Source organism: Mesorhizobium sp. M7A.F.Ca.CA.003.01.2.1 (genome assembly GCF_003998945.1).
GTDB classification, from domain to species: Bacteria; Pseudomonadota; Alphaproteobacteria; order Rhizobiales; family Rhizobiaceae; genus Mesorhizobium; species Mesorhizobium ciceri.
This window is the reverse complement of the sequence record NZ_RZRA01000999.1, coordinates 1-1,948: the sequence shown is the minus strand read 5'-3', so window position 1 is coordinate 1,948 and position 1,948 is coordinate 1. Positions and strand designations below refer to the sequence as shown.

At 65.0% G+C, this 1,948-nt stretch carries 3 protein-coding genes; all 3 read left to right on the top strand.

Annotation, left to right across the window (positions count from 1 at the left end; genetic code table 11):
- Positions 1–415, top strand: a 415-nt coding sequence (locus EN969_RS28815) for an SIS domain-containing protein (protein ID WP_164758588.1), incomplete at its 5' end; no start/stop codon positions are given.
- Positions 412–1,059 (top strand): isochorismatase family cysteine hydrolase, encoded by a 648-nt coding sequence (locus tag EN969_RS28810; protein WP_013530318.1) that lies wholly within the window; start codon positions 412–414, stop codon positions 1,057–1,059. The genes EN969_RS28815 and EN969_RS28810, both read left to right, overlap by 4 nt.
- The coding region (locus EN969_RS28805; RefSeq protein WP_127419615.1) for a glutamine synthetase at positions 1,056–1,948 on the top strand (893 nt) is incomplete at its 3' end. The genes EN969_RS28810 and EN969_RS28805, both read left to right, overlap by 4 nt.

Here is a 1,948-nt window from a genome sequence, read left to right as displayed (position 1 = left end):
GCCCGCCCTCGGCCGGCGCGACGTGCTCGTCGTCTTCGACTACCGCCGCTACCAACTCGATGTGATGGCCTATGCAAAACAAGCGGCGGCGCTCGATGTGCGCATCGTCCTGTTCACCGACCAATGGCTGTCGCCGATATCAGATCTCGCCGAAGTCACCATCGTCAGCCCGCTCGAAGTCGCCTCACCTTACGACACGCTGGCGCCGGCGATCGCACAGATGGAAGCGTTGGTCGCCCATATCGTTTCGACGCTGGGCGACGAGGCCCGCGCCCGCATCGAGCGACTCGAAAAGGTGCGGCATGCCAATGCCGTGACGCTCGACAGCGAACCGCAAGAGAACGGCGCGCGCAAGACACCCGGCCCCCGCAAGACACCGGGACCCAAATCAGCAAAGCAGGACGACAAAGCATGACCCAGGCCCTACCCAAACGAGACGAAGCCTTCCGTGCCGGCGAAACGGCACTGCTACTCGTCGACATGCAGCGCATCTGGCTGGAGCCGGGCGCCGATCCGTCGCATCCGGAACGTGGCCCCGATCATTATTTTTACCGGCAGACATCCTCGCAGACGATCCCCAACCAGGAGCGCCTGCTGGCGGCGGCGCGGGCCAATGGCGTCGAGGTGCTGCACACCATCATTCAGAGCCTGACCGAAGACGGCCGTGAGCGCTCGCTCGACCACAAGCTGACACCGATCCATGTTGCGCCCAGTCTCCCCGAAGGACTGCCGGTGGCATCGCTGGCGCCGGTTGGCGACGAGATCATGTTGCCGAAGACGTCGTCGGGCATCTTCAATTCGACCAATGTCGACTATCTCCTCAAGAACCTCGGCATCCGCTATCTCGTCGTGGTCGGCGTGCTGACCGATCAATGCGTCGACATGGCGGTGCGCGACGGCGCCGACCGCGGCTATCTTGTCACCTGCGTATCGGATGCCTGCGCCACCATCACCCAGGAACGCCACGACATCGCGCTCAAGGCCTTCGGCGGCTACTGCTGGGTGGCTGACACCGACACGGTCGTCGACCGCTTCAACGCTTTGGGAAAACCGGCATGACGTCGACTGTCGAGCCTCTGGTTGCCGTCGTCACCACGGATCTCTCCGCCGTCACGCGGGGCCGTTTCGTTGCCGAAAGCAAGTTGCAGAAGACCGCCACGACCGGCGTCGGTTGGCTGCAGGCCAATCTGTCGCTGACACCGTTCAACTCGATCGTCGATCCCAACCCCTGGGGCTCGTCGGGCGACCTGCGGCTGATCCCCGATCTCGAAGCGCGCTTTCGCACGACACGCACCGGATCGGCAACGCCATTCGATATGGTCGCCGGCGACATCGTCGAGCTCGACGGCAGCCCATGGCTCGGCTGCACCCGCACGATGCTCAAAGACGCGCTGGCCGATTTGAAAGCCGCAACCGGCCTGTCGGTCATCGCCGCTTTCGAGCACGAATTCAACGTTGCCGACGGCGGCTTCGCACAGGCGCATTCAATGTCTTTCGCCGCACTGCGCCGCGCCGACCCTTTCGCGCCCAATCTGATGGCGGCGCTCGAGGAAGCCGGCGTCGCGCCCGAGGTGGTCATCGCCGAATTCGGCGACGAGCAGTTCGAGGTGACGCACGAGCCGGCGGACGCGCTGACGGCGGCCGACCGCGCCGTCGCCATCCGCGAAATCACGCGCGAGTTGGCGCGCAATGCCGGCTGGCGTGCGAGCTTCGCCCCCAAGACAGCGCCAACCGCCGTCGGCAACGGCGTCCACATCCATTTCAGCTTCGTCGACGAGGCCGGCAAGCCGATGACTTACGATCCGGCACTGGCGGGCGGCCTTTCCGCCAAAGCGGGCGCCTTCTGTGCCGGCGTGCTGCGCCATCTGCCTGGGATGACCGCCATGACGGCGTCGAGCGTGTCGTCCTTCTACCGGCTGAAGCCGCACAGCTGGAGTTCTTCCTACAC